Below are 23,363 nucleotides of genomic sequence, written 5' to 3'. Positions count from 1 at the left end.
TTTTTAGATAAACTTTGCATTAAAAATCAAAATAAAGCAGTTCTGTTTCTGTAATTTCTTAAAAATGTGTATTTTCGCAAACTGATAAAAAACTATAATTTATAAAATGGCAATTTTAGGACAGATTAGGAGTAAGCCTTGGCTTTTAATGGGAGTAATAGCCTTAGCGCTTTTGGCGTTCCTGGTAAACCCCGATAGTATCGACAAGGTTTTTGGTAAGAATCCTGACGTTTTAGGAAAAGTAAACGGTGAGAAAATCACCCGCGAAGAGTTCAATGATCAGCTTTTCGTGTTGCAGCAGCAGGCTGAACAGCAAGGTCGTCCGAAAAACGGTCTTGAAGAGCAGGCGTGGCAGTTACTTGTACAATCTAAACTTATCAAACAACAGTTTGAGAAACTGGGCTTTGAAATGACTGATGATTATTTCTGGAATCAAATCCAGTACGATCAGATGTTTGCTCAGAATCAACAGTTCTTTGATGAGAAAGGTAACTTTAAAACTCAAGAGCTTAAAAAAGAAATTGAAACATTACAAAACACCAATCCTCAGGGATATGCACAATGGTTGAAAACGAGAAAGACAATCGAGTACAGACTAATGGCAAGACAGGTGTTTACTAATCTTTCAGCAGGGATTACTACAGGTAAGAAAGAAGCTGAAGAATTGATGAAGCAAAGAGATCAGCTTGCAGATATCGACTTTGTAAAAGTAGATTACGCAGCTTATCTTCAAAAAACAAAGATCAATGTTACCACACAGGATCTTGCTGATTACATCAAGAAGCACCCTGTAATGTTCAAAGCTGAGCCAAGCAGAAATATCGGTATTGTATTTTTCCCATCTAAACCTAGTGCAGCAGATGATGCAGCAGCCCTGAAAGAAATTACAAAATTATATTCAGGAGGTACGGATGCAAGTGGAGGAACTGAAAACTTCCAGAATACTAAAAACGATTCTATGTTTGTTGCAGCAAATTCTGATGCACCATTCAATCCTCAGTATCTGAATCCTGCACAATTGCCTCCAACAATCAAAGATCAGATCACAGCAGCAGCGGTAGGTCAGACTTTTGGTCCTTATAAAGAACAAGATGTATACGTAGTCTCTAAATTGGTAGGAAAAAGACCTTCAGATTCTACTTTATCCAGACATATCCTAATTGCATTCAAAGGAAGCCCTGCAGGTGAAGGGGTAACGAGAACCAAAGAGCAGGCTAAGAAATTGGCAGACTCAATTGGTGCAATCGTAAAAGCAACTCCTGCTAAATTTACAGAATTCCTTAAGCTTTCAAGCGATCCGAATTCTGCAGCTCAGGGAGGTAGCCTTGGATGGACAACACCGGAAACACCTTTCGTTCCTGAATTCCTTGCTTATCTTGCAAACAATCCTAAAGGAGCTACAGGGGTAGTAGAAACACAATTCGGTTACCATATCATCAATATTGAAGATAAGAAATCAGGATCAATGGGGTATAAAGTTGCTAACCTTGTGAAAGCAATCAAACCTTCAGATGCTACTGAAGCTGAAACAGATAAAAACTCAAGAAAATTCATTCAGCAGGTTCAAGGAAAATCTTTCAACGATTTTGTGAACATTGCTAAAAAAGGAAACTACCAATTCTCCAATCCAAAAGCAGCAAAAAGATTTGAAGGTCAGCTTCAGGGCTTAGGTACTGAAAAAGATGCTGATATCCTTACCTGGGCTTTTGATAAGAAAAGAGAAAAAGGAGATACTGAATTATTTACAGTAGACGGAACAGGTGATAAAATTGTAGTATATCTGAACGGAAAACAGGAAGCAGGTCTTGCAGATCCTGAATCTGTAAGAGATCAGATTGAAGTTATCGTTAAAAATAAACTGGCAGCAAAACAAATCTCTGATAAAATTGCAGCAGCAAAAGCTTCAAGCTTAGATCAGATTGCCAAATTATTTGCAGCTCCAAAACAATCAGCTCAGGTGAATCTGTTGAATCCTTCTGTAGCAGGGGCTATGGAACCTAAAGTTGCCGGTGCAGCGTTCGGTGTTGCAAAAGGTAAACTTTCTAACCCGGTTGAAGGTGGAACAGGAGTTTATGTTCTGATCAAAAAATCAGAAACTGTAAACAAGCAGCCTGGAGATCTAAAGCAATTTACAGAATCTCTTACTCAGAGAAGTGCTGGAATGTTCGGACAGGCCTGGATGAAGAGTCTTCAGGATAATGCAGATATCGAAGATTACAGAATCGAGATCTGGAACAAGCTGGGGAATCAGCAACAATAAGAAATTCATTTCAATGATATAAAAAGCGGCAAAATTTTTTGTCGCTTTTTTTGTATTTATGGCAGAATAATAAAGGAAAAGATTTATTTAAAATGTATTATATTTGCTTATTAGAAAAAAATTAGCAAGTGAAGTTCAGTAAAGAATTAAAAGCTGGTGTGATTGCACTTCTAGCTATCGTAGGCTTTGTGGTGTTGTTTCAGTTTATGAAAGGGAAAAGCCTTTTTACTACCGACAATATATTTTACGCAAAATATGACAATGTAGAAGGTCTGGCGCAGTCTGCGGCAGTTTCTATTAATGGTCTGAAAGTAGGGCAGGTAGATAAAATTATTCCTATCACCTCAAAAGATGGAAAAATTAATTTTGTCGTAAAAGTTACCGTCGACAATAAATTCGAATTTTCAAAAAACTCATCATTGGAGATCTTTGAGCCGGGATTAATGTCTGGTAAAGAAATGAGAGTAAACCTTATGTATGGTGGGCCGACTGCAAAAGACGGTGACACTTTAAAAGGTGCTTTCAAGCTGGGAACGCTGGGAAGTCTTTCTTCGCAGGTAGGTCCGGTAAAAGATCAGCTACAGGTGGTTTTACATAGAGTAGACTCTTTAATGGCGAATGCCAATCAGGTTTTTGATGCTCAGAACAGAGCCGAAATTAAAGCTTTACTAGCCAACCTTAATAAAACAGTAGGAGCATTACAATCCACAGCAGGAAGTGTAAATACGCTTGTAGGACACAATGATCCAAAACTGCAAAAGGTGCTGGATGATGCAAGCCTTACTATGCAAAGTGGAAAAGTTACATTGGATAAATACGGACATCTTGCAGAAAGTATCGACACTAAACAGTTGAATGCTACCATTGCAAGTTTAGATGCTACAGTAGGAAAATTGAATCAGGTGATTGGAGGTATTGATAAAGGAGAAGGAAGTTTAGGTAAACTGATGAAGGACGATCAACTGTACAACAACCTGAATTCAGCTTCTTCCAATCTGAATACATTAATCGAAGATATGAAAGCGAATCCGAAGAGATATATCAACTTCTCGGTTTTCGGTAAAAATAACAAAGACTAATACGCCTTATGCAGTACATCGATAACATTATTTTCCTGATTTTATTAGTAGCCGGGTTCGGGCTGTTTGCCAAAAGCCTGCAGAAGATCTACAGAAATATCAGGCTGGGTCGTGAAATCAATAGAAGTGACAGAAAATCTGAACGCTGGAGTATCATGGCCAATGTGGCTATGGGACAGAGTAAGATGGTAAAACGTCCTATCGCAGGAATTTTACACATTTTTGTCTATGTTGGTTTTATCATCATTAATATAGAACTCATTGAAATAATTGTTGATGGACTGTTTGGTACTCACCGTTTTCTGGCCTCGGTTTTGGGACACGGATTCTATAGCTTCTTTACAGCTACATTAGAAGTGCTTGCACTTCTGGTTGTAATAGGTGTGGTTATATTTTTCATTAGAAGAAACTTTTACGGGGTTAAAAGATTAACAATGAAGGAGCTTTTCGGATGGCCGAAAGAAGATGCCAACTGGATTCTTATCATCGAATTTGCCCTGATGATGGCTTTCTTTAAAATGAATGCCTCAGATTTTATTTTGCAGTCAAGAGGAGTTTTACCAGTACATGGAAGCTTCCCGATCAGTGAGATGACATTTGTGCCGTTCTTGGAAATCTTCAACTTTGACAGCGGGTTTTTGATGTTCACAGAGAAAGGAGCATGGTGGTTCCACTTTGTAGGTATTCTTTTCTTTATGAACTATCTTTATTACTCAAAACATTTGCATATTATCCTGGCGTTTCCAAGTACATGGTATGCAAACCTTGATAAAAAAGGAAAGTTCAATAACCTTGAGTCTGTAACAAAGGAGATCAAATTAATGATGGATCCTAATGCAGATCCATATGCTGCTCCGGCTGAAGGCGCAGAAGCTGATGTACCTTCCAAATTTGGGGCAGAAGATATTTTTGATCTGAACCAGGTACAATTGCTGAATGCCTATTCGTGTACAGAATGTGGACGTTGTACTTCCGTTTGCCCGGCTAATATTACCGGTAAAAAACTTTCTCCGAGATTGATCCTGATGAAGACCAGAGACCGATTGGAAGAAGTGGGAAGAAACATTGATAAAAACGGAAAATTCGTAGATGACGGTAAAAAACTGTTGAACGATTATATCACGAAAGAAGAACTTTGGGCTTGTACCACATGTAATGCATGTACAGAAGCTTGTCCGGTATTGCTTGACCCGCTTTCCATTATTTTTGAAATGAGAAGATTCCTGGTGATGGAACAGTCAGCTGCTCCACAGGAACTGAATCTGATGATGACAAACGTGGAAAACAATGCTGCCCCTTGGCAGTACAATCAGGCTGACCGTCTGAACTGGGCAAACGAAAATTAATGTAACAATGTAAATAATGTAACGATGTAACAATCATTGGTAAACTGTTACATTTGTATATTGATAAATTTGATTTAGAATGGATTTCACTATAAAAACAATGGCAGAATATGCTGCCGAAGGAAAAGCACCAGAAGTTTTATTCTGGGTTGGATGTGCGGGAAGTTTTGATGACCGTGCTAAAAAAATTACAAAAGCATTTTGCAAGATATTAAATAAAATAGGAGTTGAATTTGCTGTTCTTGGACAGGAAGAAAGTTGTACAGGAGATCCTGCGAAAAGAGCAGGAAACGAATTCGTTTTCCAGATGATGGCGCTTACCAATATCGAAGTGTTAAATGCTTACGAAGTAAAGAAAATCGTAACAGCTTGTCCACACTGTTTCAATACTCTGAAAAATGAATATCCAAGCCTTGGCGGGCACTTTGAAGTAGTACACCATACCCAGTTCCTTAAAACCTTAATGGAAGAAGGAAGACTGAAGATTGAAGGAGGTGCATTCAGAGGGAAAAAAATTACCTTCCATGATCCATGTTATCTGGGACGTGCCAACGACGAATATGAAGCGCCAAGAATGCTTCTTGAAAAGCTGGATGCTGAACTTGTAGAAATGAAGCGTTGCAAAACCAATGGTCTTTGTTGTGGAGCAGGAGGCGCACAGATGTTTAAAGAACCTGAAAAAGGAAAGAAAGACATCAATATTGAAAGAACAGAAGAAGCTTTATCTTTTGAGCCTAAGGTAATTGCTACAGGATGCCCTTTCTGCAATACCATGATGACGGATGGTGTAAAACACTTTAACAAAAATACAGAGGTTGCCGTAAAAGATATCGTTGAACTTCTTGCTGAAGCAGAAGACTTATAATTGACATCTTATACAGGTTTATGAAGCTGAAATGGAGACTCTCCTTTTTGTTTATCATTTCGATACTTGCTCTTCTTACATTCTGGAATTATCAGAACAGAGTATATGACTGGGATATGCCGGGCTATATGGGATGTATGTATACTTCCGAATTTCCGGACTCACCGGATAAAGTCCGAATCCTGACCTATGAGGAAATCAAGAAAGAGGCTCCTGCAGAACATTATACAGACATTATCGGAATAAAGCAATGGGACATTCCCAGGCAGTATTTCGTAAAAAACACCCAATCTTTTACAGAACAATTACCCTATTTTCAGATCAAAGTAGGGTATATTCTTATGATCACCCTTTTTTATAAGCTTGGATTATCGTCGCCAATGGCCGTATTGTTTACCAGTCTTATTTCTTACTTTTTTTCAGGAATATTATTATTTTATATTCTGAAACTCCTGTTTCCAAAGAAATACTGGCTTGCGATACTATTAACGATTGCCGCCATGCTTTTGCCACCAATGACTTACATGTCGAGGGTTTCTACACCGGATATGTTTATTTTTCAGTTTATGCTGATTTTTATGATCGGGTTACTCAAAAAATGGAACAAATGGGCAATGTTTGTACTTTTATTCGGTATTACTTTTATTCGGCCAGATTATATTACATTCACCCTGACTTATATTATGGCTGTTTTCTTTTTCCATTATTTCCGGGAAAAGAAAATTGATATTTCTTTTATTGCACAGGGAATCGTACTTCTTGCCATGTATCTCGCCATCATTAAGTTTTATCATTATCCCGGATGGAAAGATCTGTTTTATGATACTTTTATTGACAGAAGACCTATTATTTCTACACATCCTATTGATGTCAGTTTAAAAGACTATCTGAGTATTATTTATATTAAAATCATTTATTTTAAAAAAGTAACTTTATCGTTGGCTATTATGATCGGAGTGATCTTCTGGCGTTCCAAAGACTCCTGGGTGAGAACGATTGCAGTTCTTTTTGTGGTGAATGTCTATATCAAATTCTTTTTCTTTCCGCAGTCGGCTGCTTTAAGGTTCTTCTTCCCTTTTATCTTCCCACTTTTCCTAACGATGCTCTATGTGCTGAGCAAAAAATACAATGATCTTAAACTCGAGAAAATTGCGTAATTTTGTATTTAAGATGATAAGGATATTCAATCAGCGTTAAATTAATATTCTGGTTAGTGATCAGAATTTATTTTTTTGATATGTTCTTGAAAAATAAATATTTACATTATGAAAATCGAAGAATCTAATATTGTAGAAACCAACGACTACAGAGTCATTATATACCCGGCTTCAAGACCTTTTGAAACAAAAGAAGCAAAAGCTATTACTGAAAAACTATTTGATTTCCTTGCAACGTGGGCTGCTCATGGAAAACCACTTTCTTCTTCTTTTAAAATTGAAAAGAATCAGTTTATCATCGTATGTGTGGATGAAGAAAAAGAAATGGCTTCAGGATGCAGCATTGATGCATTAGGAAAGGTAATGAGAGAAATTGACGAAGAATATCAGCTAGGCCTTTTCGATAGGATGAAAGCAAGTTTTGTGGAGAATGGTGAAGTGAAAACGTTAAAATTAATGGACTTTAAAACGAAGCTGAGAAACGGAGAACTTGCAGAAGATATTCAGGTTTTTGACTTCTCTAAAAATACGTATCTGGACTTTTTAAGCCACTTCCTTCTTCCTTTGGAGAAGAGCTGGGCGGCTTCTATAAAATAATAGCTGTTAAGCTGATACAAAAGAATAATCATAAAGTGGAAAATATATTTCCACTTTTTTGTTTTAATGTATATTTGTATATATTCGAGCAGTGACTAATGCCTAAAGTACTTTTTTTAACGACTTCCCACAGCTATAATGATGACCGCATTTTTTATCATCAGGCAAAAGCTCTTAGAGATAATGGGTATGAAGTGAAAATATGCAGTTTATATGCAGAGTATAAAGGTTGTATTGATGGGATTGAAATAGAATCTTTTGCCATTCTGGAAGAAAGTATAGAAACGAAAATGGAAACTTTCCGGAAAGTTTGCAATTCTTTTCATCCTGAGTGTATCATCTGTTCTGAACCATTGGCTGTTGTGGCAGTAAAGAAGTTTGTAAAAGAACACAGGATAAGCTGTATCTATGATATTACAGAATGGTATCCTTCCATGTCAATGCTTCAAAAGTACAGGTTTCCGGTTACCATTTTTCAGGCCATAAAGTTTTCACTCATTCAGCTGTATGCCGGATTTTTAAGTACTCATTTCATTTTTGGTGAAACCACTAAAAAATTTCCTTTAGTTTATTTTTTTGGATTTAAAAAACAGATCATTGTTCCTTATTATCCGGATTCTCTTTATATCAAGGAAAGCATAAAGCAACTCAATCCGAACGTCATCAAACTTTGCTATACCGGACAGATTTCTAAAGATAAAGGAATTGAAAATTTCTTCAAGGCAATAGATAGACTTCGTCAGAAAATGCCTGCACTTCATATCAGGATTCTTATTATTGGTTCAACTGTACAGGAAAGCGATGAGCTCTACTTTTCATCATTATTAAAGATATATTCTTTTGATGATATTGAGATCAGAAAACCAACAAGATTTGAAACATTTACAGAAGCATTTGAAGATGCGGATCTATGTTTTGATCTTCGGGAAATTAACTTTGAAAATAATCATTCTCTGCCGATAAAGCTGTTTTACTTTATGGGAGCAGGAAAGCCTGTGATTTATTCAGATTTGAAAGGGATCAGGGAGCATATGGGAGAGCTTTCGTTTGGAAGTCTTGTTGATCCTCATGATGCAGAAGCAATCTCGGATATTATCATCAATTATATCAGGAATCCGGAGCTGTATCGATCACATACTCTCAATGCACGAAAAGAATTTAAAGAAAAATATAATTGGGAACTCATAAAAGATTCCTTCGTTGATTTTGTAAAAAAATCTATTGATCAATAATCATCATGCAGCTTACTATCATTAAAACCTTTGTCTCACGTTTTCTGATTCTGATCCTCAGTTTCGGTCTGGTGATCTATTCTACGAATATGTGGGGAAGTGAGGGTAAGGGGACCATTTCTATTGTGGTGGCCAATGCAGCGGCAGTAAGCTTTTTCAGCAGCATTTTTTCCGGAAGCAGTGCTTCTTATTTCGCATCAAGATTCAGAATAGAAAAGGTTTTATTGTATGCCTATCTGTGGTCTCTCCTGACTGGACTTTTAATCCCTTTTTTATTCAGTGTAGCTTCTATTCAGGGCGAATATCTATTGTATCTGATCGGAATATCTGTTTTTTCTTCACTCTTATCTACCAATATCAGCTTGTTTATTGGAACGCAAAATATTAGAAAGTTTAATGTGTATACTGTTTTACAACAGTTGGTCCATATTATCTTTATAGGAATATTGGTATATGGGTTTGGAAAGAAAGATGTTACTGTGTATTTTCTTGCACAGATTGGCTGCCTGGCGCTTCTTTTCCTCACTAGTTTTTTTCAGATTATCAAAAAATGCAATATTTCTGAAATATCATTCTGTAAAGAGGTGGGTAGAAATATGTTTGAATATGGCTGGAAAACTCAATTGAGTGCGTTTGTTCAGTTTTTGAATTACAGGCTTTCGTTTTATTTCTTAGAATATTTTGAAGGTCTAGCGAGTGTAGGGATATTTTCCATCGGGGTTACTTTTTCAGAAGCGATCTGGACCATTACCCGCAGTATTGCTGTTATTTTATATTCAGATGTAGTGAACAGTAAAAGTAGGGAAGAATCTATAAAGAAAACCAAAGAATCTTTAAAGCTGACTTTTTTTCTGATGATTGGTTTTGTGCTGGGAATCATGATCATACCCTCTCAGGTTTACGAGTTGATTTTCGGGAAAGAATTTAAAGATACCAAGGAAATAATGCTTCTTTTATCGCCGGGAATTTTTGCCATTGCAGTAAGTGATATGGTGGGACATTACTTTTCAGGAATGAGAGAACTGAAAATTCTTAATGTCAAATCAATTGTAGGTCTTGTGGTTACCGTCGTATTTTCTTTCATTGCGATACCAAAATGGGGAATTATAGGCGCTTGTGTTGCTACAACATCGTCCTATTTTGTTTCAGCTTTTCTGTTGTTCAGGAAATTTTATGCTTCTACTCCCTTTATTTTTAGAGACTATATGGTTTCAAAAGAAGAAGTACAGCTTTTAAAGCAAAAATTTTTAAAGAAATAATTACTTGATAGCTCCCCTTAAATAAAGTCATTTTTCCTATTTTTACATATCTATTATTCCTTTTCTATGTGCGGAATCACCGGTTATTATTCATTTCATAAAAGTATTTCCTCTACAAATATTCTGGAAATGAATCAGGCGATCAGACACCGCGGGCCGGATGATGAAGGGTTCTGGATGTATAGTAACGGAGAGGGAGCCTCTTTTTCGGGAAACGATTCCACGCAAAAAATTAAAGAACAGTTTCCGGTTCTAAAAGAGAAAAATTCTAATATTGCGTTAGGTTTCCGTAGATTATCCATTATTGATCTGTCTGAAAAAGGGCATCAGCCTATGCTTTCAAAGAATGAGCAGATTATTATTACATTTAACGGAGAGATTTATAATTTTAAAAAATTAAGGAAAGAACTTGAGTCTTTAGGTCATTCTTTCTGCAGTACTTCAGACACTGAAGTTATTCTCAAAGCTTACCAGGAGTGGGGAAGTTCCACCTTTGCAAAGCTGGATGGGATGTTTGCGGTTTGTATTGTGGACCTTATCTCTCAAAAACTTATTCTGGCAAGAGACCGAGTAGGAATGAAGCCTCTTTTTTATCATCACAGTAAGGAAGGAATGGTTTGGGGATCAGAAATAAAAGCATTGTTGAAAAACCAACTGGTAAAGGCTGAAATCAACTGGAACGGAGTCTACACCAATTTTCTTTTTCAAACAACATTGGCTCCACAAACCTGTTTTCAGAATATTTTCTCTCTGGAACCTGCATCTTTTATGACTATTGATTTAAAAAATCAGAAAATCACTACAGAAAAATTCTGGAGGCTGCCTTCTCACTCTGAAAAAAATATTTCCGATGAAGAAGCGGTAAAAAGGATTGACGAACTTCTTTCTGAAAGTATTTCAGAACAATTATATGCGGATGTTCCTGTAGCAGTGATGATGAGTGGTGGAATTGATTCAACGTTAATTGCTTCAAAATCAAAATCTTTCAGCGCTCATGTTAATACATACACAATAAGTTATCCGTTTTCGGAAGAAGAAGTACATAATGCATCTCTGGCCGCCAGACATTTTGGAATTTCGCATGAGATAAAAAAAGTAAATGATGAAGAGGCACTGGAAGACCTTAAAGAAAATATTCAGCATTTTGAAGAACCTTACAGCAGTTTTGAAGTCTTGATTAATGCTGCAAAATATGCACATAATCAGAATTTTAAAGTCGTATTAAGTGGAAATGGAGCGGATGAGCTCTTTGCAGGCTATTCTCATACGCTGAAACTGAACAGATGGCTTCTGATGAGGAATTTTAATTTTATAGGCCCTTTGATCTTTACAAAGGATAAATTTTCACAACGGGTGAAAAACTACTTTTCCCAGGATCATATGTTTGATTTTTTCAGACAAAGCCAGATCAGTATGAGACCGATGGAAGTTAAAAGTCTTATAACCCCAGCTATTTATAGTAAAATAGATTTACACCTTTCAGAATATCATCTTTCAGAAGGAAAAAATTATGCCGGGTATTTTGAATACGACATGAAATATTCACTCTCTTCCCACCATGTTTTCCGGGATGATCTGAGTGCGATGAAGTATAGCGTAGAATTCCGTTATCCTTATCTGAGCAATAACCTGATAGATTATGTATCATCACTTCCGGAAAATATCAGATTTAATGGAATTCAGAATAAACCTTTATTACGTAATGCAGCTAAAAAATATCTTCCTCAGGAAGTTCTGAATATGCCCAAGAAAGGGTTTTCATTTCCGGTGAATTATTTCATTAAAAATGAGCAAAAAGTAAGAGACTTTATTACCGAAAATCTGGAAAGCTTAAAAAAGCGAAATTTCTTCAATGCTACAGTGATTGATGAATGGTGGAATTATCAGGAACATGAATATGATTGGGTAAAAATATGGCAGCTGGTTACCTTTGAACTGTGGTATCAGAAATATTTTGAAAAATAAAGAAGGAGTCTAAAGATTAATATTTTACCTTTGTATTTATGATGAAATATTTTTGGAGCATTTTTATAGCGGTTTTTGCACTCATCAGTTGTAAAAATGATGATGATTCTTTGCAGAGAATAGATCAGGCGCTGAATATTTATATGAAAAACAGTGCCGGTCAGGACCTTCTGAACAGTAAAAAAGCCGGATCTTATACTGGATTTTCGATAAATGATATTTTTGGAACCAAAGATATTGCCCCGGTAAGTATTCCATTGAAAATGACAACGGATTCCTTATTTTACATGGATTATCTGGCGGGTGCTAAAAGAAGAAGATTGGATTCTATCAGTCCTGATAATCCGGGAACAGGAACTTCTTACCATTCCAAAATGTTAATTACCTTTACAAAAAGTACCAATGTCAATGATAATGTTACCGGGACATTGGAAATTCAATATCGTAATACACCTACTGTATTTCAGGTTTCAAAGGTATTGTATGACGGAAAAGAAGTGTTTTCAAAAGAGGCTGATGCACCTACTTCAATAAATACCGTTACGATCACAAAATAATTTTTAAATTTGTACAATTGTTAGCTTATTATGAGCTTAACATCTAATATTTAACATCTAAATAAAATGTTACAAGTCAATTTTTTGCGCGACAACAAAGAACGCGTTTTAGAAGGTCTTAAGAAAAGACAATTCAAAAATCTTGAGTTGGTAGACGAGGCTATCGCTGCCGACGAAGAAAGAAAAAGAATCCAGTTTGAGCTAGATTCCCAGCTTTCCGAAATCAATAAAATTTCGAAAGAAATCGGACTTTTGATGAAAGAAGGGAAAAAAGAAGAAGCGGAATCTGCAAAGTCTAAAACAGCACAATACAAAGAGTCGAGCTCAGAATTGAAATCCCAGCTAGAAGTTAAAGAAAACGATTTACTGAATATTCTTTATCAACTACCCAACATTCCCAATGAACTGGTAAAGAGTGGTGCTTCTGCGGATGATAACGAAATCATTTTCCAGTCTCATCCTGTAGAAGGTCTTGGTGAAGGAGCAATCCCTCATTGGGAGCTGGCAAAAAAATACAACCTGATTGATTTTGAATTAGGGGTAAAAATTGCCGGAGCAGGTTTTCCGGTTTATTTAGGAAAAGGAGCGAGATTGCAGAGAGCTCTGGTTCAGTATTTCTTAGATAAAAACGTGGAAAAGGGATATACGGAAGTGAACCCTCCTCATGTTGTCAATGAAGCCTCAGGTTTCGGTACCGGACAGCTGCCGGATAAAGAAGGACAGATGTATTATATCAACGAAGATAGATTATATCTTATTCCTACTGCAGAAGTTCCTGTAACAAACCTTTACCGTGATGTATTGCTTGAGGAAAAAGATCTTCCGATCAAAAATACGGCATTCTCTCAGTGCTACAGAAGAGAAGCAGGAAGCTACGGAGCTCACGTAAGAGGATTGAACCGTCTCCACCAGTTTGAAAAAGTAGAAATCGTAAGAATTGAAAAACCGGAAAATTCTTATGCTGTTTTGGAAGAAATGGTAGAGCATATCAAAGAAATTCTTACCGATCTTGAGCTTCCGTTCAGAGTATTAAGACTTTGCGGTGGTGATACAGGTTTTGCATCTGCCATGACCTATGACTTTGAAGTTTGGAGTGCTGCTCAGGAAATGTGGCTGGAAGTAAGCTCTGTTTCGAATTTTGAAACATTCCAGGCAAACAGACTGAAATGCCGTTACAAAGGAGATGGTAAATCTCAGCTGGTTCACACCCTGAATGGATCTGCAATGGCTTTACCTAGAATTATGGCTGCATTGCTGGAGAATAACCAGACACCGGAAGGAATCAAGCTTCCTAAGAAAGTTGCGGAATATGCAAGATTTGATATGATCAACTAAATTAATCTATTTTTAGTAACAATAAAAAGACCACCATAATCCGGTGGTCTTTGTTTTATTCAGTAACGATGATAATCTTCTTATCAGCGTTTTTTAGTTTTGTAACATTATCGTAAATAGCTTTCAGATCATAATCTATTCTTATGGAATGATCATCAATCTGTTTTACCCAATCATGTTTACCTGAGATTGATTGTATTTTATTTTCAAATTTTAAGGTTGTACCGATCTTTTTGAAAAACATTACCATCATCCCGGCTACTTTCTCAGCTTCTTCCTTTGAGCTTTTGGTTTTGACAGCCTCTTCAATACTTCTAAGATTAAAATTTTCTGTATCGATGGTGAGGGTTTTTCCATCCCAGCTATTGTATATATTTTGATCTAAAGGGATTTTTTCGGTCTTTGTAAAACTTTTTAAAACCAAATAATCTTCTGGAGTAAAATGTTCCATTTTAAAAGAAAATCCTGCCAGCTTGTTGTCCTCCTTTGTGGATTTCATGAAAACTTTTTTCATGATTCTGATAGAGTCCGGATTTTCAGTTTTTAATTTTCCTTCCTTTTTGGCAAGATCATACATACTTGTCCAGGTAGTCGGAAGTCTGTCCATTTCCCCAAATTCCTTCTGCTTTAATGAATCCGGTGTCATCGCCATCATTTCAGCCATAAACTCCCTTGTATCAATATCGGTGACAGAAGAGGAGGCAGCATCTTTATGATAGACAATTTCAGAATTGATACTGCAGGATTGCAATATAAAAAGACTGATCAGAAATAAGATGATGTTTTTCTTCATGGTAGATTTAAATACAAATTAATGGCAGTTAACGGCTCCGTTCGGATCTTTAATAATTGTCATGGCTTCTGCTTTCGGAGAAACATAGGGAATTCCGAGTTCAAGACCTCTCAGAATGAATAATCCTCCCAAAATAATCATAATCACAGGAACTGCTTTTAAAACTTTTACTCTGAAGGCCTGATTCATGAGATTTCCAGCCAGAACTATAGCGAACATGAACGGAAGGGTTCCCAAACCAAATAAAGCCATATAAAAAGCTCCCTGCCATATCCCTCCTCCTGCGAGGCTGGCGGTAAGTGCCATATACACCATTCCACACGGTAAGAAGCCATTTAGTACACCAGTCGTAAATCTTGAACGGTAATCTGCTTTCTGAAGTAATTTTCCCAAATTCATTTTTACGCTGTACAGAAACTTGGATAGGAAAGGAATTTTTGAAGCAAAATCTTTTCCACCAAATGAAAATACAGCCATAATGATCAGAAGAACTCCTGCCGTAATAGTGAGGTATTTCTGAAAGCCAGCCATTTCAAATCCTTGACCGATAATTCCGAGAAGTGCACCCAATAAGGAGTAGGTGAAAATTCTTCCGAATTGATAAGTAAGGTTCTGAAGATAGAAATTAGCTGATTGTTTTTTGGTTAATCCCATCGATAAAGCAATAGGTCCGCACATTCCGATACAGTGAAAACCGGAAGCAAAGCCTAAAGCAATAGCCGATACAATAAGTCCTATTTCCATATCACATCATAATCCATTCGGTAGTCTGTTTTATCTTTTGTCCAACTTAATCTTAATGTGTAGTTTCCTACTTTCAATACCTGTGCAGGAATTGTGAAAGACTGGCTGGCATCAAGCTGTACAGATTTTTTAATGTCTAAATTCTGGTCGTCGGTTCTGTTTAAAACAAATTTTACCGTAGTATTTGAGTTATTATATTCTTTAGGAAAAGTAATTTTAATTCCTTGAGTATCCTGGCTGTATACAGGTTTTTCCTGAAGATCATCTGCCTTTTTCTTAGCATCAATCACATCCTGGTACTTCAACTCTTCTTCGTAATAATTATCGGTTACCATTTCAGAATTCTTCTGCCCGTTCGGGAAAAGAAACATCATGGATAATATAAAAACTATGAATGCTAATAGTGCAATTACAACACCATGTCCCCAACTAAAGTTCTTCATCTTTTTCTAATTAAAATTGCAGTTTAAATGGTCCTTCAAAATAAGTCTGATAAGAGTCTATCAATTTACCTTTCATATCGTAAACACCGATAGTAATATTTTGTTTAGAGAGTTTCATATCATTTTCCGGGAAGCTGATGTTGATCGTTCCTTTGGAAATTTTATCTCTGTCTACCTGAATCTTACTTGATGCACTATACGTAATTTCACCATGTGCAGGATCTATTACTTTGATGGTAACGATTTTTTTCTCATTCGTTTTATTAAGGAAGGTATAATTATAAGTGTTGGTAATTTTACCGTCTCTCACAAAGAATGTACTTCCCGCAGGTTTGATGAATTTAGCCTCCATCTCGCCACGGCTGTACAAAAGATATCCCAGGAATCCTACAAGAAATAACAGGAATATAGAAAACCCTTTCATTCTTCCTGTAAACTTGAACTGAGTTTCTTTTTCAATTTCGTTTTCAGAAGCATATCGGATCAATCCTTTTGGAAGTCCTACTTTTTCCATTACTTCATCACAGGCATCAATACATGCGGTACAGTTGATACATTCTAACTGTTGTCCGTCTCTGATGTCAATTCCGGTAGGGCATACCACTACACACTGGTGGCAGTCGATACAATCTCCTTTTCCTGCAGCTTTACGATCTTCGCCCTTTCTCCATTTTGCTCTGTTTTCTCCTCTTTTGAAGTCATAGAAAACATTGATAGTATCTTTATCGATCAATACGCCCTGAAGTCTTCCGTAAGGACAAACCAATGTACAAACCTGCTCTCTGAACCACGCAAATACAAAGTAAAATGCTGCGGTAAGAAGAATCATTACAATAAAATTAGTAGGATGTGCAAATGGCCCTTCTCCAACAATTTTAAATACTTCCTCATATCCTACGATATACATGAACATAAAGTGGGTGATAATGAGTGAAATGATGACATAAATACTCCATTTCAAACTTCTTTTCCAGATCTTCTCGCTGTTCCACTCCTGTCTGTCCAGCTTCATCTGCTTATTTCGGTCACCTTCAATCAGATATTCGATTTTACGGAATATCGATTCCATAAAAATTGTCTGAGGGCAGATCCACCCGCAGAAAATTCTTCCGAACGCAATCGTAAAAACAATAATAAAGATTAAAGAGGCAATAGCACCTAAAGTAAGGATAAAAAAGTCCTGTGGATAGAAAGGCTGTCCAAAAATGAAAAACTCCCTGTCTATTACATTAAACATCAGCAATGGGTTTCCATTGATTTTGATGAATGGTAATGTAAAATAAATAATTAATAGTAAATAGCTTACAATGTTTCTATAGTTGGTGTACTTTCCTTTAGGTTTTCTTGGAAAGACCCATTTTCTTTTTCCGGATTGCTCCATTGTCCCTATAGAATCTCTGTAAGTCTCAGGGTCCAGAACCTGTCCCTGTCCGCCGCGTACTTCTATATCTTCTATGTCTGACATATGTAATAGGTTTTAAAAAAGAAAAAACATAATTCGTTACTATTTTAATCTAATAACAAATTATGTTTTTTTCATATGTTTTCTAATTTTTTAAATTATTCTTTTTCCCAATGTGCTTCGGTTCCCTGAGGAGCTGCTCCTCCCTGAGCCGGAGTCACTGGTGGTTGTTCCTGGTTGATGTGATATACATACGCTGCAATCTTCTCAATTTCTGCTCCTGAAACTTCTCCGTTTTTACCGAAGGCTCTCATGGCAGGGTTAGTAGGAGAACCATTCCAGTCCATGTGGAATACGTTTTTGAATAACGTTTTCTCAGGCTGGTTGATCCAGTAGTTATCAGTAAGGTTAGGTCCGATACCTCCACTACCGTCTTCTTTGTGACAAGATGCACAGTTTGTTTTGAATAATTCTTTACCTTCTGCAATGTTATCAGCTGAATACTTAGCTGTTTCAATGGTTACAGGAGGCTGAGATTTCTGATATTCTTCAATACTTGCCAACTGCTCTTTATATTCTTTTTCATATTCGCTTAACGGGTGAGCGAAGTCTGTGAAAGAGTAAGCTGCAATATATACAATACAAAAAGCGGTCCCAAAATAGAATAAACCTACCCACCATTTCGGTAATTGGTTATCCAGCTCCATGATTCCGTCGAAACCGTGGTCGATAAGGATATCCTTTTCTTCAGAAGCCGATTGCTTTTTGAAAGCACTTTGGTACAATCTTTTGAAATAAGGAACTTTCTTTTCAGCTAAATAAGCAGCCTTTTCCTCAGGAGATAATTTCTTGAATTTGTTGTTCTCAATTAGGTCTCCGATAGCTCCATGAATGTAAGCCAGGATACCAGCGATCACAACAGTTCCCCAGAAGTAAGGTGAAGAAAGGAACGCGTAGCTCTGTACAAATAAATAATAAAAAACTATTAAAAGTCCGATTATTATTAAGATGTTTATAACAACAGGTGTTCTTTGTTTCATAAAAAATAGTTTAATTTTTTAAATTAAAATCGTCATCTTCATCATCCCCAAGAGGTGCCTCTTCTTCTTCTTTGTAATATTTTTTAGGTCTGCTAAAAACATAGATTACTAAAGCTATGAAGAACAGCATAAAGAAAATCAGAGCCAGTGTCTGGTAGAAGCCAGCATTTTCAGTATTGGATAATATATCTTTAAAGTTCTGAGGAATCATAGTATGAACTTTTTAATGTTTTTTAGTTATTACTTGCTGTTTTGATTTCAGTTGTTTTGATATCTGTACCTAATCTCTGAAGATAAGAAATAAGAGCTACAATTTCTTTTTTCTCTAGTTCTCCCTGAGGTCTCTTAGCATAAGCCTGCTTAAGGTCATTAGCTTCAGAGAAGATATCTTTCACAATTTTTGCTGATTGGTTGTTTGCCCATGTGTCTGCAGAATCAATTTCAGCCTTAGTATAAGGTACATCGAATACATTCTTCATCAGCTTCATCTTGTCTACCATCTTAGTTCTGTCTAAGTCAGTAGCAATTAACCAAGGGTAACGAGGCATGATAGAACCAGCAGAAGTAGATCTTGGGTTATACATGTGCTTGTAGTGCCAAGAACTTGGGTTTTTACCACCTTCTCTATGTAAATCCGGTCCTGTTCTCTTAGAACCCCATAGGAATGGTCTGTCGTATACGAATTCTCCAGCTTTGGAGTACTGTCCGTTTTTACCGTTGAATCTTGTAATCTCATCTCTGAACGGTCTGATCATCTGAGAGTGACAAGCGTTACATCCTTCACGGATATAAATATCTCTACCTTCAAGTTCCAGCGGTGAATAAGGTTTTACCGCAGAAATCGTAGGTACACTTTTCTTAAGAGATAGTGTTGGAATAATTTCAATTGAACTACCGATTGATATCGTGATGAAAGACAGGATACCTAATAATACCGGAGTTCTTTCCAGCCAAAGGTGAGTACCTTCTCCTTCTTTTCTGTTTTTGCTGATGTTTGCCAACGCTGGAGCTTCAGCAGGAACTTCTTTTTGGAATGATCCTTTTCTTACTGTAGCAATTACGTTTACAATCATCAGGATAGATCCTGAGATATAGAATAGACCTCCTACAAATCTCATTTTGAAGTAAGGAATAATTGCCGTTACCGTATCCAGCCAGTTTTTCCATAATAAGGTTCCATCCGGGTTGAACTGCTTCCACATTAATCCTTGTGTAAATCCTGAAATATACATTGGAACTGCATAGAAGATAATTCCTAAAGTACCTAACCAGAAATGCCAGTTAGCTAATTTTACAGACCAAAGTTTTGTTCTCCACATGATTGGTACCAGGTAATAGATAACCCCGAATGCCATGAAACCATTCCATCCAAGAGCTCCTAAGTGAACGTGACCGATAACCCAGTCTGTAAAGTGACCAATTTTGTTGATGTTTTTAGTTGCCAAAAGCGGTCCTTCAAACGTTGCCATACCATAACAGGTAACAGCTACTACGAAGAACTTAAGGATAGGATTTTCTCTTACTTTATCCCAAGCTCCTCTCAGCGTAAGAAGACCATTTAACATACCTCCCCAGGATGGTGCAATAAGCATGATAGAGAAACCTGTTCCTACCGCCTGAGCCCAAGCCGGAAGAGCTGTATACTGAAGGTGGTGAGGACCAGCCCAGATATATACGAAAATTAATGACCAGAAGTGAATAATAGACAGTTTATAAGAGAATACCGGTCTGTCTGCAGCCTTCGGAAGGAAGTAATACATTAAACCAAGAACCGGAGTCGTCAATACGAATGCAACCGCATTGTGTCCATACCACCACTGTACAATAGCATCTTTTACCCCCGCATATGCTGAATAAGATTTCCAGCCTGTGAAAGATAAAGGTACTTCAAGGTTGTTGAAGATGTGAAGCATTGCTACTGCAATCCAGGTACCGATGTAGAACCAGATGGCTACATAAAGGTGTCTCACTCTTCTCTTAGAAATAGTCAGGAACATATTGATACCAAAAATGATCCATGAGAATGCGATCAATATGTCGATCGGCCACTCGTGTTCAGCATATTCTTTAGAGGTATTAATCCCCATAAAGAATGTAACGAACGTAGCAACGATCATAAACTGCCAGGTCCAGAAATGTAACCAAGACAATGTGTCACTGTACATTCTTGTTTTTAATAATCTCTGTAATGAGTAATAAATACCCGTGTAAACAATGTTACAAACGAATGCAAAGATTACGGTATTGGTGTGCAGCATTCTGATTCTACCAAAACCAAATGCACCATGAGTGTTTATTAACCCTTCAATATTACCAGATGCCAAACTTTTAATGGTTGTGTCATCCGTCCCGAAAAAGAATTCAGGTAATTCAGGGTAGAAAAGCATTAATGCCGCCGTAAGCCCGAACGTAAATCCAATGAGACCGAAAACTAAGGTCGCATAAAGGAACGCACGGACAATACTATTGTCATAACTAAACTTCTGTGTTTCCATATCAACTATTCACTATTTTTCTCAATTTTTATTATTTTCTCCTATTTCTTTATCGTCTTTATTTTTGTTGCCGGTTTCATCTTTTTCTTCGACTTTTTCGTCATCAAAAAGGATTCTGACAGCCGGAGATTCATCATCTTCAAACTGTCCTTTTCGGGCATACACTATAAATACGACCAAGAAAATCGCAGCCAAAGAAACACTGCAGAGGATCATTAAATATAGAATATCCATTGGACAACAAAATTAACCTATTTTCGGGGTTCAAATTTAGTGAAAAATAATGACATTCATCACGAAATGCCGATTTCAGCTAATTTAAAATCAGTCTAAATAAGGGCTTTTACGCCTGCTTTTTGAAATATTTACGACCTAAAATCCAGGTTGAAAGTGTAGTAAAGGTAACCACTGTAATCGAACTGATTGGCATGATGATTGCAGCGAAAAGCGGATGCATATGCCCTGTAACAGCGTAACTTAAACCAACAATATTGTATAGAAAACTGATTATAAATGTCATTTTCACAATGGTGATAGAACCCTTACAAACGTTCAGGTAATTGTCCAGAGTAACTACTTTATCTCCATTCATAATGACATCGGAAGACGGGGTAAAACTGTTCGTATCATCAGCAATGGCGATTCCTACATTACTTTGTTTTAAGGCTCCTGCATCATTAAGCCCGTCTCCAAGCATTGCCACTTTTAAGTGCTGATCCTGAAGGGATTTGATGTAATTTAGTTTGTCTTCCGGGCTTTGATTAAAGGCCATTCCTTTGTAATTCGGAATAAGCTCTTTAAGCTGGTTTTCTTCTGAGGAGTTGTCTCCACTCAGGATGAATATTTTGTAATTGGTAAGTTTTGTGAAAAGTTCTTTCAGCTTCGGACGATATTCATTTTTGAAGATGAATTTACCTAAATATTCTCCATTTTTGCTGATGTAAACTGCTGTTTCAAGGTTTTTAGGCTCCTGGTTGTTGTAGCGGGCAGAACCAATTTTATACAGATTTCCTCTTACACAGGCTTCATATCCTTTTCCAGAGATTTCAACGAAATTTTCTACCGGGAAATACTCATCGTTCACCTCAATGAATTCGTACAATGATTTTGAAAGTGGGTGATTGGAGTTCTTTAATAACGTTTTAATGTTCAGTGAATCAAATTCGTTGATCTCAGATCCTTCGTATTTGATGTTTGATTTCTTTCTGTGTGTAATGGTTCCTGTTTTGTCCAAAACAATCGTATCAAGTTTCGCGATTTTTTCAATCGTTAAAGTATCTTTTACGTAAAACTTATTTCGGCCTAAAATTCTCATAATGTGACCGAAAGTGAACGGAGCAGACAAGGCAAGTGCACAAGGACATGCAATAATCAGAATCGCAGAAATAACCTGAAACATAATTTTTAAATCAATAAAATACCAATAAGTTCCTGCGACTAAAGCGATACCTAAAATAATGAATGTGAAATATTTGCTGACGTTATTCGTAAGAGTATCGAGACCTGTTTCGTGTTTTTTAAATGCCTCTTTATTCCAAAGCTGAGTTAAATAACTTTGATCTACGTTTTTAATCACTTCGAGCTCTAAAGATGATCCTATCTGCTTACCTCCGGCAAAAATCTTATCCCCAGGCTGTTTGCTGATACTTTCACTTTCTCCGGTAATGAAACTGTTGTCGATATTACCTTCTCCGTTGATCAGAATAGCATCTACCGGAATGATTTCCTGATTCCTAACCAGAATTCTATCACCCACTTTTATTTCAGATAGTAAAATATTATCCTGTTTACCTTCGAAATCTACCTTGGTTACAGCAATCGGGTAGAAGGATTTGTAATCTCTGTCATAGGATAGTGCACTGTACGTCCTTTTCTGGAAAATTTTCCCGAGAAGCATAAAGAATAAAAGTCCACAAAGAGTGTCAAAATATCCTGGACCATAATCTGTTACCACTTCATAGATACTTCTTCCGTACAGAACAAAAATTCCTAAGACAATCGGAACGTCTATATTGACAATCTTATTTTTTAAACCGTACCATGCGGATTTATAATAGTCTGAAGCTGAATAAAATACAACAGGTGTTGCCAGCAGGAATATCAAAGTTCTGAATAAACCTCTGTAATGTTCCATCCAATAATCTTCCCCTCCAATATATTCCGGAAAGGCAAGGAACATTCCGTTACCAAAAGCAAAGGCAGCAATGGCAAATTTTACTAATAAAGATTTGTCAAGATGATCTTCATTTTTATCAGCGGTTTCAAGGCTGATTACCGGTTTGTATCCTAGATTGGTTAAGAATTTAGCGAGTTCGCTTAATTTCAGATCGTTATGGTTGAATGAAATCTGCAAAGTCTTCCTTGTGAAGTTTACCTGCGAATATTTAATGTGCTTATTTAATGTATGAAGGCTTTCCAATAGCCAGATACAGGAAGAACAGTGAATGACAGGGATTTTGAAAGTAACAAGACTGGTGCTTCCTTCAGAGAAATCAGTAACTTTCTCAAAAATTTCCGGCGTGTCTAAGTAATCAAATTGAGAAGAATTTTCATCATTCGGACGAATTCCTGCTCCTTTATTAAGCTCATAGAAATTGCCTAAATGATTTAAATTTAGAATCTCGTAAACAGATTTACATCCGTTACAACAGAAAGTCTTTTCATCAAATAAAATTCTCTCTTTTTCTATACCTTGACCACAATGAAAACAGTTCTCGCTCACCCCATAAAATATTGAACTACAAAATTATAACAATTTTTTTTGTTTATCGCGTTAAAAAGTTCTATTTTTGTG

At 36.7% G+C, this 23,363-nt stretch carries 20 protein-coding genes; 11 read left to right on the top strand and 9 right to left on the bottom strand.

The genetic code is table 11. The features are described 5' to 3' along the window. Positions 1–106: 106 nt before the first annotated feature. From A1704_RS21340 to serS, 11 genes are all read left to right on the top strand, one after another. Positions 107–2,260, top strand: coding sequence for a SurA N-terminal domain-containing protein (locus tag A1704_RS21340; protein WP_062676025.1), 2,154 nt, complete (start codon positions 107–109; stop codon positions 2,258–2,260). A 128-nt stretch (positions 2,261–2,388) separates the two neighbouring features. Further along, a complete protein-coding gene (locus A1704_RS21335) occupies positions 2,389–3,339 on the top strand; it encodes an MlaD family protein (protein WP_062676024.1) in 951 nt (316 codons plus the stop codon). 8 nt (positions 3,340–3,347) lie between these two features. Next, the gene (locus A1704_RS21330) at positions 3,348–4,685 is read left to right on the top strand and encodes a (Fe-S)-binding protein (RefSeq protein ID WP_062676023.1); all 1,338 of its coding nucleotides are present in this window, start codon (positions 3,348–3,350) and stop codon (positions 4,683–4,685) included. Positions 4,686–4,764: 79 nt separating this feature from the next. After that, a complete protein-coding gene (locus tag A1704_RS21325; RefSeq protein WP_062676022.1) occupies positions 4,765–5,550 on the top strand; it encodes a (Fe-S)-binding protein in 786 nt (261 codons plus the stop codon). A 20-nt stretch (positions 5,551–5,570) separates the two neighbouring features. Beyond that, positions 5,571–6,707 (top strand): hypothetical protein, encoded by a 1,137-nt coding sequence (locus tag A1704_RS21320; RefSeq protein ID WP_062676021.1) that lies wholly within the window; start codon positions 5,571–5,573, stop codon positions 6,705–6,707. A 108-nt stretch (positions 6,708–6,815) separates the two neighbouring features. Continuing rightward, positions 6,816–7,304, top strand: coding sequence for a hypothetical protein (locus tag A1704_RS21315; RefSeq protein WP_062676020.1), 489 nt, complete (start codon positions 6,816–6,818; stop codon positions 7,302–7,304). Between the two features lie 98 nt (positions 7,305–7,402). Continuing rightward, positions 7,403–8,536 (top strand): glycosyltransferase, encoded by a 1,134-nt coding sequence (locus A1704_RS21310; protein ID WP_062676019.1) that lies wholly within the window; start codon positions 7,403–7,405, stop codon positions 8,534–8,536. A gap of 5 nt (positions 8,537–8,541) precedes the next feature. After that, positions 8,542–9,795: an MATE family efflux transporter gene (locus A1704_RS21305; protein WP_062676018.1), complete on the top strand. Its 1,254-nt coding sequence runs from the start codon at positions 8,542–8,544 to the stop codon at positions 9,793–9,795. 66 nt (positions 9,796–9,861) lie between these two features. Continuing rightward, positions 9,862–11,760 (top strand): asparagine synthase (glutamine-hydrolyzing), encoded by a 1,899-nt coding sequence (gene asnB, locus A1704_RS21300; protein WP_062676017.1) that lies wholly within the window; start codon positions 9,862–9,864, stop codon positions 11,758–11,760. A gap of 38 nt (positions 11,761–11,798) precedes the next feature. Continuing rightward, complete coding sequence (locus A1704_RS21295; protein ID WP_062676016.1) at positions 11,799–12,317, top strand: hypothetical protein; 519 nt, start codon at positions 11,799–11,801, stop codon at positions 12,315–12,317. A gap of 66 nt (positions 12,318–12,383) precedes the next feature. Further along, positions 12,384–13,652, top strand: a complete 1,269-nt coding sequence (serS, locus tag A1704_RS21290) for a serine--tRNA ligase (RefSeq protein ID WP_062676015.1) — start codon at positions 12,384–12,386, stop codon at positions 13,650–13,652. A gap of 55 nt (positions 13,653–13,707) precedes the next feature. Here the strand turns inward: serS and A1704_RS21285 are convergent, their stop codons facing one another. From A1704_RS21285 to A1704_RS21245, 9 genes are all read right to left on the bottom strand, one after another. Beyond that, positions 13,708–14,445: a hypothetical protein gene (locus A1704_RS21285; protein ID WP_062676014.1), complete on the bottom strand. Its 738-nt coding sequence runs from the start codon at positions 14,443–14,445 to the stop codon at positions 13,708–13,710. A gap of 18 nt (positions 14,446–14,463) precedes the next feature. After that, a complete protein-coding gene (locus A1704_RS21280) occupies positions 14,464–15,189 on the bottom strand; it encodes a sulfite exporter TauE/SafE family protein (protein WP_062676013.1) in 726 nt (241 codons plus the stop codon). Beyond that, entirely contained in the window at positions 15,180–15,632 is a 453-nt protein-coding gene (locus A1704_RS21275; protein ID WP_034692611.1) for a FixH family protein, read from the bottom strand. Before A1704_RS21275 ends, A1704_RS21280 begins: the two co-directional genes overlap by 10 nt. Positions 15,633–15,642: 10 nt before the next feature. After that, a complete protein-coding gene (ccoG, locus tag A1704_RS21270) occupies positions 15,643–17,097 on the bottom strand; it encodes a cytochrome c oxidase accessory protein CcoG (protein WP_062676012.1) in 1,455 nt (484 codons plus the stop codon). Positions 17,098–17,192: 95 nt separating this feature from the next. Then, positions 17,193–18,074 (bottom strand): cbb3-type cytochrome c oxidase N-terminal domain-containing protein, encoded by an 882-nt coding sequence (locus tag A1704_RS21265; protein ID WP_062676011.1) that lies wholly within the window; start codon positions 18,072–18,074, stop codon positions 17,193–17,195. 10 nt (positions 18,075–18,084) lie between these two features. Further along, positions 18,085–18,285 carry a cbb3-type cytochrome oxidase subunit 3 gene (locus A1704_RS21260; protein WP_002983870.1) on the bottom strand — a complete coding sequence of 67 codons (201 nt, stop codon included), beginning with the start codon at positions 18,283–18,285 and terminating at the stop codon, positions 18,085–18,087. Positions 18,286–18,307: 22 nt separating this feature from the next. Then, positions 18,308–20,569 (bottom strand): cytochrome-c oxidase, cbb3-type subunit I, encoded by a 2,262-nt coding sequence (ccoN, locus tag A1704_RS21255; protein ID WP_062676010.1) that lies wholly within the window; start codon positions 20,567–20,569, stop codon positions 18,308–18,310. 21 nt (positions 20,570–20,590) lie between these two features. Continuing rightward, positions 20,591–20,803 (bottom strand): cbb3-type cytochrome oxidase assembly protein CcoS, encoded by a 213-nt coding sequence (gene ccoS, locus A1704_RS21250; protein WP_062676009.1) that lies wholly within the window; start codon positions 20,801–20,803, stop codon positions 20,591–20,593. A gap of 109 nt (positions 20,804–20,912) precedes the next feature. After that, the gene (locus tag A1704_RS21245; RefSeq protein WP_062676008.1) at positions 20,913–23,291 is read right to left on the bottom strand and encodes a heavy metal translocating P-type ATPase; all 2,379 of its coding nucleotides are present in this window, start codon (positions 23,289–23,291) and stop codon (positions 20,913–20,915) included. Positions 23,292–23,363: the final 72 nt, after the last annotated feature.

Origin of the sequence: Chryseobacterium cucumeris (genome assembly GCF_001593385.1) — a bacterium.
Taxonomy (GTDB): domain Bacteria; phylum Bacteroidota; class Bacteroidia; order Flavobacteriales; family Weeksellaceae; genus Chryseobacterium; species Chryseobacterium cucumeris.
The sequence above is the reverse complement of the archived record's forward strand: the minus strand, read 5'-3'. Positions and strand labels throughout refer to the sequence as shown.